The sequence below is a fragment of the Candidatus Symbiopectobacterium sp. 'North America' genome (assembly GCF_015762685.1).
Classification (GTDB): domain Bacteria; phylum Pseudomonadota; class Gammaproteobacteria; order Enterobacterales; family Enterobacteriaceae; genus Symbiopectobacterium.
This window is the reverse complement of sequence record NZ_PEHF01000050.1, coordinates 61,171-67,792: the sequence shown is the minus strand read 5'-3', so window position 1 is coordinate 67,792 and position 6,622 is coordinate 61,171. Positions and strand designations below refer to the sequence as shown.

The window sequence follows — 6,622 nt, the reverse complement described above, 5'->3', positions numbered from 1 at the left end:
CGGCTGATGGCTGAAAACCCGGAAATCTCAAAAAGTGCGTGGAACTAAAACCTCTGTGCTTACATAACCAGCGTGGCGCGAGGTACCAAAAGTGGAGGGTTTCCCAACTTCACCAATAATGCCCCCAGCGGCTTGCGGTATGACCCCTATCAGGCGTCTTCGTCGTGGAGTTATGAGGTCGGAAGCAAGAACTGTGTCGCTGGTGGGCGTGGTGAATGGAATCTGGCGCTGTTTTAAAACCAGGTGCGAAACGAGCACCTGTTTGCCAAAGAAAAGAATTCGATGGTCTTTACACCACAATCCATTGATACCGCAAGCTATGGCGCGGAGTTGGACGGAGGATGGCAAGTGGCGGAGCACTGGCGATTTGGCGGCGGCGTCGGATTCACCCATGCAGAACTGCGTAATGTGTCCACCAGCGTGGCTGATAAAACCGGAGCGCGTGATGGCTATCGTGTTCCTGCGGTTCCCAGTTTTACCACCTCGATGACCTTGACCTATTACGACTCTGCCGACGCGTTGGGGATCCCTGACGCCAATGTGTTTGCGCTGGCACAGCACCAGTTTATCGCTCAGCGTGAGGCGAATGTGAATAACAACTTTACGCTGCCCGCTTATCGCCAGATCAATCTCAGGGCTGGGTTAGAGTTCCCGTCACTGGATGTGTACCTGTTTGCGCAAAATCTGACGAATGAGTGGCCCCAGTATACCTGCATAAGCTATATGCCCGGCGTGAACGTAGTCACCGTGGGACACGGGCGAGTAATCGATGCTGGAATGAAGGTACACATGTAGCCGTTGTGCCGTACGGCGCAGTGCACGCTGGCATTATCAGGATTCAGGATTCGGATGAGAAAACAGAGAATAATACTGCGGGTTGTTGTACTTCTTACTCTGCTGGTTGCAGCCGTTGGGTTCTTTTGGATACATAGTGACGTCGCTGATACCACGCGCGATGACAAAACGCTACGGGTGGTCATGCTCGGTAGTCAAAATGAGACGCTGGAATATGGTCAGGCACAAACCTACTTTCCCTGGGCGGTGATGGGAAACGTGTGTGATGTGCTGGTTCGGTGGCGCAATGGGCGGCTGGAGTACCAGTTGGCTACGGCCATTGAGCTGAATGAGGATGCCACGCGCTGGACGATACGCTTGCGCTCCGATGTCTATTTTTCTGACGGCAGTCGCTTATCGGCAACCAACGTGTTAACCAGCCTACAGCAGCTGTCGCAGTCCATCGGTTTTGGCAGTTTCTTTCAGGATGTTGATTTTACGCAGAGTGCCGTAACGAATGCATTGACGCTGACGTTACAACTGCGACATCCGCGCGCCGATCTGGTACCCGCGGTGCTGGCGGCGGCCAGCATGGTGTGGAAAGCCGGTCCGCAGACCGGCGATTTCCAGGTGTGCAGCGGTCCCTGGCAAGTGAGTCTCTTTGACGGTATCAACGGTGCTGAACTCACGCGTAATCCGTATGCCTGGCAGCCTGCCGTTTACTTTGAGCGCATCGTCATTCGTCCCTTGGCCGATGCGGCTGCGCGTGTCAATGCGTTGTTGAGCGGTGCCGCTGATTATGCGTTTGATATCCCCGTGAGCAGTGCGCGCATGTTGAACGGACAGCCTAAATATCGCGTGCTGCGCAGCGGTATCGTCGGTGCCAACGCTTTCTATTTTTCCATGAACACGCGTATTCTGCCCTTTAACGATGTTGAAGTGCGTCAGGCTCTGAAGGCACTGGTGAATCGCCAACAGTTAGTGGATGTGGTGCTGGAAGGGTATGGCTATCCGGGTAACGATCTGTTTGGTCAAGGTTTGCCCGGCGGGAATACGTTGGCCTGGCCGATAAAACACGATGTTGAGGCGGCTCGTCAGGTATTTGCGCAAAAAGGCATTACCACATTGACGTTGGTGACGACCGATTTGACCCCGGGGCTTAACAACGCCTCCGAACTACTGCGCCAGCAACTTGCGGAGATCGGCGTTACGTTGACGCTGGTGCGGCTTTACCCGGCAGACTATCTCAGTGATATTCGGCGACTCCATCAAACACCGTTAATGGCGATGTTTGCGCTCAATCGCCCCTTTGTCGCCGCGCTACCTGTGCTGTTCGGCGACAATAATCCGTATAACTACGGGGAATGGTATCCCTCCAGTATGGCAGAGCGAGTGACCCGCCTGCGCGCTACGCCCGAACCGTCGTTACAGCAACCACTGTTGCAGCAATTACAAAGGCAAGTCATGCATGATGGGCCCTATCTGGTGTGGGGGTACCGGGATCAATTGTCAGCGGCGGTTGCTGACTTGCAGGGCGTGGAATTAAGTCAGGGTGTACCGCTGTTTGGCGATGCTGACTGGATAAAAGGCTCGCGGGCAAATGGTCGTTAATCTGAAGCGATTCTGCCTGCTGCGGGTGTTGACCACGCTGTTTTCGCTGTGGCTGGTGAGCGTACTGACGTTTTATGCGGTGGCAACCGCACCCGGTGACGCGGTGAACAGGGCGCTGGGCGAGCGGGCAACACCGCCGGCTCTGGCCTACTGGCGTCATCAATACGGGCTGGATAAACCGGTAATGGAGCGCTATCTGCACTGGTTGAAGGGCGCGTTAAGCGGTGAGTGGGGCCGTTCACTGATGAGCCAGCGGCCCGTGACAGATGTGGTCCTGCCCGCCATGAAGCGAAGTGCCACGCTTGCGGCCGTTGCGGCTGTTGTGATGTTGCTGCTGGGCTTCTCCGGAGGGATTGTCGCGGCGCTCCGTCACAGGGCATGGCCCGATCGATGGTTATCCGCCCTGGCCCTGGCTGGGTTGAGTATCCCTGAGTTTGTGATTGCCACACTGCTCATTCTGATCTTTTCCGTATGGTTGGGGGTATTGCCTGCGGTATCCCTGATGGCAGACACCGCTAGTATCGCCGAGCAGGTGCGTAATCTGGTGCTGCCTACGTTGACGTTAGGGCTGGTTGCCGGGTGTTACCTGCTGCGGATGGTACGCGTTACGCTGTTGCAGCAGGTTCAGGCACCGTGGTTCATCAGTGCCCGATTAAACGGTGTGACGACGGGAGCTCTGCTGCGCGACTATTTATTGCCGAACGCGGCGGCTTCGCTTATTCCAATTGTTGCTGTCACCCTTCCTTATCTGTTGGGCGGGGCGATTGTGGTTGAGCGTCTATTTGGCTACCCCGGCTTGGGCAGCATGTGGGTTGATGCGTTTAATGCCCGAGACGGCGCATTACTTCAGGCGATTGTGATGCTGCTGGCGCTGAATACCGCTGTGTGCTGGCTGGTGGCGGATATCCTTTCCACCCTGATAACGCGGCGTAGAACGGCATGAAAACGGTGCTATTGGTGCTGTTGTGCGTTCTGTTCGCGCCGTTTTTAGCGCCTTATGATCCGGCGCGTAGCGTAGGATTGCCGTGGCAATCGCCGGATGCGCTGTTTTGGTGTGGAACCGATGGGCTGGGGCGCGATGTGCTAAGCCGTACCTTGCACGGCGGCGTTGCCATGCTGCTATTTTCGCTGATGGCTACGTTCGCGGGGTCCATGGTTGGTCTCGTTACGGGCTTGGGGCTGCTGGTGCTACCCGATCGCGGGTATTCATTGACGGCGCTGTTAGACAGTATCCTGATGTTGCCGCCGTTATTGATCGTGATGATGACCTATTACGCACTCGGACCCTCACCCCTAACGCTGCTATTCGCTATCATACTGCTGAACGCACCTTTTACCGCACGTTGGCTGAGCCAATGCTGGACAGTGATTACGTCATGGTGGCCCGTGCTGCTGGCGATTCTACCGGTCTATTGCTTCGACGTGAAATCCTGCCGGGGGTATACCCGGCGCTGTTGGGTGATGGGGCAACACGGTTGGTGGGCGCGTTTTATCTGTTTTCCGCTGCCAGTTTTCTTGGCATCAATGCAGTCGGGCAGGGGAATGACTGGGCCAGTATGGTCCGAGAGAGCCTGGAAGGAATGGCGCTCAATCCCTGTGCCCTGTCCTTGCCTGCCGTCAGCATCGCCTGCGTTATGATGTTGATCAATCGGGCCGTTGACCGCCGAGGGCACAGATGATGTCGTCGGTGTTGCAGGTAGCGAAATTAGGCGTTGATGACGCCGCAGGTAACCCGATGCTGGCTGGCATCTCTTTCTGTCTTGATGCCGATGAAGCCTTGGCCGTTGTTGGGTGCAGCGGGGCGGGAAAGAGTTCCCTGTTTCGTGCGCTACTCGGAGAGTTTGCCCCGGGAATGCGTAGGGTAGCGGGGGAGATCTTCTGTTGCGGTTGCGCAGTGCATGACGCCGACGCTGAGCGTTTACGAAGGTTACGTGCACAGCAGTGCGCCTGGCTGGGGCAGGATCCGGCACAGGAACTGGTACCCACTCAGCGTGTTGAGCAACTGTTGCTGGAGTTTGTATCAAAACACCTGAAGCATTAAGTGACGCCGTCACGTTATTGCACGCAATGGGATTACCCACGGATAACACCTTCCTGCATCGTTATCCGTATCAACTGTCTGGTGGTCAACGGCGGCGCGTGGCGTTAATTCGCGTGCTGCTCAAACGGTCTCGATTACTCCTGTTGGATGAACCTTTCGCCGGAATCGATGACGCACAGCGCTATAGCATGATGGCGTTGCTCAGTCGCTGGCAGCGACAGTATCGCGGTGCGTTGCTCCTTATCAGCCATGATGTGACCAGTGTGCGCAACCTGGCAACTAATATCCTGGTGTTAGAGCAAGGGCAGCAGCAGGCATATGGCCCCATGACCAGCCTACTTGCTCAGAATGATGTTCCCTTGTTGAAGCAGTGGCAGGCACCGGATATTGCACCGATCGCTATGCCGGTCGCTACGCGCGCTGCCCCGGTGCTTGAACTCGATCGTCTGTTGCTGGCTCTACCGTGCTCTGGAAACCCGCTGCCGCCGTTGTCTTTGCAGCTTTATGCCGGAGAAATGGTGGCATTACACGGGGTGTCTGACGTGGGGAAAAGCACGCTGGCTAAAACCGTGATAGGCCTTCTGGCACCGCGACAAGGAATGCTGTACTTAGCGGGGGAACCGTTGGCGACGGCGGTTAGACAGCGTCAACGTTATCAACAGCAGGCGGTGGCGCTGGTACCGCAGGACCCGGCTCGGACTCTCAATCCCTTTCGGCGCGTTGGTGCACAGTTACAACAGGCATTGCGGCGTTATGGCACCCATCAGAAGCACAGTGTCGAACACTTGCTGGCTGTGGTGGTCTTGCCCGCCGCTTATGCGCGACGCTTTCCGGCACAACTCTCCGGCGGGGAATTGCAGCGGGTTGCACTGGCACGCGCGCTGGCAGCTAAACCCGCCATCTTGATTTGTGACGAAGTCACTTCAGCGCTGGATGCGCTCACCGCCAGAAAAATTCTTGTTTTTTACAACGACTTTCCCATGAACATCACATGGCACTGTTGCTGATCACGCATCAGGTGGAAAGTGTACGTGCGTTGTGTCATCGGGTGTTACTGCTTAGCCCAGCGTCGGGCATCACCCCTTCATTACCCCAGCAACAAGGAGAGCTCGTTAATGACGGAGCCGATAATCCCTATATCGTCACCTACTGATTCGCTTGAGAGTATCAAACCGACGTCACTGTTAGCGCCTATTCGGTGGTGGATTGCGCTTGCCGCTCTGCTGCAAATGTTTTCTGCGGGGTTGGTATTGGTCCCGCTGGTTGAATTATGTGAATTGATTAAGGTGCTGATGGGTGCGTCGTTAACGCGGCATCAGGGTCCTGGCGCGTAATTATGCTGGCCTGCGTCTGTCTGGCTTCCGGTTTGGCCCTGCGCAGTCTGGCGGAACTGATTACCCATCTGGCCGATAATCATTTGGCCTTGTCGCTACGCCGCCAATTAGCGCAACGTTTATCTCAGGCACCGCTCGGCTGGTTTACTGCCCAGAGCAGCGGGCGGATCAAACAAGGACTTCAGGATGATGTCACGGCGATTCATCATCTGGTGGCGCACGCCTGGCTTAATATCACCAATGCGAGCGCTACGTTGCTGTTTGTCTACGGCTATCTGCGGTGGGTTGACTGGCACATGACGCTGGTTGCCTTGGTGCCGCTGTTGCTGTTTATGGTGTTCTACCGTCAGGTGCAGAAGGGGTGTCAACGCAAAATGCCGGAATACGGCACGGCGCTGGCACAGGTGAACCAATCGGTGGTGGAGTACGTGCAGGGCATCACCGTGGTAAAGACCTTTGGTCTCAGTGGTAAAGCCCACCAGGCTTACAGTCGGGCAACATCGGATTTTCAGCGTTTTTCCCTGGATTGGGCACTGCCGTTGATCAAACCCGAGTGCTTGTCTGCCGTGATCATCGCGCCGATTACCTTGTTGATGTTGGTCGGCGGTATAGGGTTTATGCACCAGGGGATGCTCGGGATGACAGAACTGTTACCATTTCTGGTGATTGCGCTTGGGATCTCTGTGCGTCACCACGCTGAGCCACAGTGCACAATCTTTGCGCATGGCGAAAGCCGCGTTAAGGCGGCTTGCCACGTTGCTGACGATCCCGCTGCAACCGGAACCGATACCAAGCCGGTTCCCTCAGAATAACGAAGTGGTGTTTGATCAGATTGATTTTGGTTATCAGCCCCGCTCGCCTC

10 protein-coding genes are annotated in these 6,622 nt (G+C 56.0%); 9 read left to right on the top strand and 1 reads right to left on the bottom strand.

Annotation, left to right across the window (positions count from 1 at the left end; translation table 11 throughout):
* Positions 1–282: 282 nt before the first annotated feature.
* Genes CS369_RS11450 through CS369_RS11440 form a run of 3 tightly spaced genes read left to right on the top strand, consistent with a single transcriptional unit; the run spans position 283 to position 3,328 of the window.
* Entirely contained in the window at positions 283–795 is a 513-nt protein-coding gene (locus CS369_RS11450) for a TonB-dependent receptor domain-containing protein (RefSeq protein WP_196907184.1), read from the top strand.
* A gap of 54 nt (positions 796–849) precedes the next feature.
* A complete protein-coding gene (locus tag CS369_RS11445; protein ID WP_196907183.1) occupies positions 850–2,385 on the top strand; it encodes an ABC transporter substrate-binding protein in 1,536 nt (511 codons plus the stop codon).
* Positions 2,375–3,328: an ABC transporter permease gene (locus CS369_RS11440; protein WP_196907182.1), complete on the top strand. Its 954-nt coding sequence runs from the start codon at positions 2,375–2,377 to the stop codon at positions 3,326–3,328. Before CS369_RS11445 ends, CS369_RS11440 begins: the two co-directional genes overlap by 11 nt.
* 52 nt (positions 3,329–3,380) lie before the next feature.
* Here CS369_RS11440 and CS369_RS25180 read toward each other — a convergent pair whose 3' ends face one another.
* The gene (locus CS369_RS25180) at positions 3,381–3,539 is read right to left on the bottom strand and encodes a hypothetical protein (RefSeq protein WP_196907181.1); all 159 of its coding nucleotides are present in this window, start codon (positions 3,537–3,539) and stop codon (positions 3,381–3,383) included.
* A gap of 201 nt (positions 3,540–3,740) precedes the next feature.
* On the opposite strand from CS369_RS25180, the gene CS369_RS25175 reads away from it, so the two are divergent.
* From CS369_RS25175 to CS369_RS11405, 6 genes are read left to right on the top strand one after another with little or no spacing between them, the layout of a single operon-like run.
* Positions 3,741–4,064, top strand: a complete 324-nt coding sequence (locus CS369_RS25175; protein ID WP_196907180.1) for an ABC transporter permease subunit — start codon at positions 3,741–3,743, stop codon at positions 4,062–4,064.
* Complete coding sequence (locus CS369_RS11425) at positions 4,061–4,426, top strand: ATP-binding cassette domain-containing protein (protein ID WP_196907179.1); 366 nt, start codon at positions 4,061–4,063, stop codon at positions 4,424–4,426. Before CS369_RS25175 ends, CS369_RS11425 begins: the two co-directional genes overlap by 4 nt.
* A 17-nt stretch (positions 4,427–4,443) precedes the next feature.
* On the top strand, positions 4,444–5,433 hold the full coding sequence (locus CS369_RS11420; protein ID WP_280514771.1) for an ATP-binding cassette domain-containing protein: 990 nt from the start codon (positions 4,444–4,446) through the stop codon (positions 5,431–5,433).
* On the top strand, positions 5,418–5,579 hold the full coding sequence (locus CS369_RS11415) for a hypothetical protein (RefSeq protein WP_196907177.1): 162 nt from the start codon (positions 5,418–5,420) through the stop codon (positions 5,577–5,579). Before CS369_RS11420 ends, CS369_RS11415 begins: the two co-directional genes overlap by 16 nt.
* The gene (locus CS369_RS11410; protein ID WP_196907176.1) at positions 5,542–5,760 is read left to right on the top strand and encodes a hypothetical protein; all 219 of its coding nucleotides are present in this window, start codon (positions 5,542–5,544) and stop codon (positions 5,758–5,760) included. Before CS369_RS11415 ends, CS369_RS11410 begins: the two co-directional genes overlap by 38 nt.
* A 2-nt stretch (positions 5,761–5,762) precedes the next feature.
* Positions 5,763–6,572 (top strand): ABC transporter ATP-binding protein, encoded by an 810-nt coding sequence (locus CS369_RS11405; protein ID WP_196907175.1) that lies wholly within the window; start codon positions 5,763–5,765, stop codon positions 6,570–6,572.
* Positions 6,573–6,622 lie beyond the last annotated feature (50 nt).

Bases quoted from the DNA above. Each gene is read 5' to 3' on its own strand.
- CS369_RS11410 (WP_196907176.1), top strand. From the start codon at position 5,542: ATGACGGAGCCGATAATCCCTATATCGTCACCTACTGATTCGCTTGAG.
- CS369_RS11415 (WP_196907177.1), top strand. From the start codon at position 5,418: ATGGCACTGTTGCTGATCACGCATCAGGTGGAAAGTGTACGTGCGTTG.
- CS369_RS11405 (WP_196907175.1), top strand. From the start codon at position 5,763: ATGCTGGCCTGCGTCTGTCTGGCTTCCGGTTTGGCCCTGCGCAGTCTG.
- CS369_RS25180 (WP_196907181.1), bottom strand. From the start codon at position 3,539: ATGGACCCCGCGAACGTAGCCATCAGCGAAAATAGCAGCATGGCAACG.
- CS369_RS11445 (WP_196907183.1), top strand. From the start codon at position 850: ATGAGAAAACAGAGAATAATACTGCGGGTTGTTGTACTTCTTACTCTG.
- CS369_RS11425 (WP_196907179.1), top strand. From the start codon at position 4,061: ATGATGTCGTCGGTGTTGCAGGTAGCGAAATTAGGCGTTGATGACGCC.
- CS369_RS11440 (WP_196907182.1), top strand. From the start codon at position 2,375: ATGGTCGTTAATCTGAAGCGATTCTGCCTGCTGCGGGTGTTGACCACG.
- CS369_RS25175 (WP_196907180.1), top strand. From the start codon at position 3,741: ATGCTGGACAGTGATTACGTCATGGTGGCCCGTGCTGCTGGCGATTCT.
- CS369_RS11450 (WP_196907184.1), top strand. From the start codon at position 283: ATGGTCTTTACACCACAATCCATTGATACCGCAAGCTATGGCGCGGAG.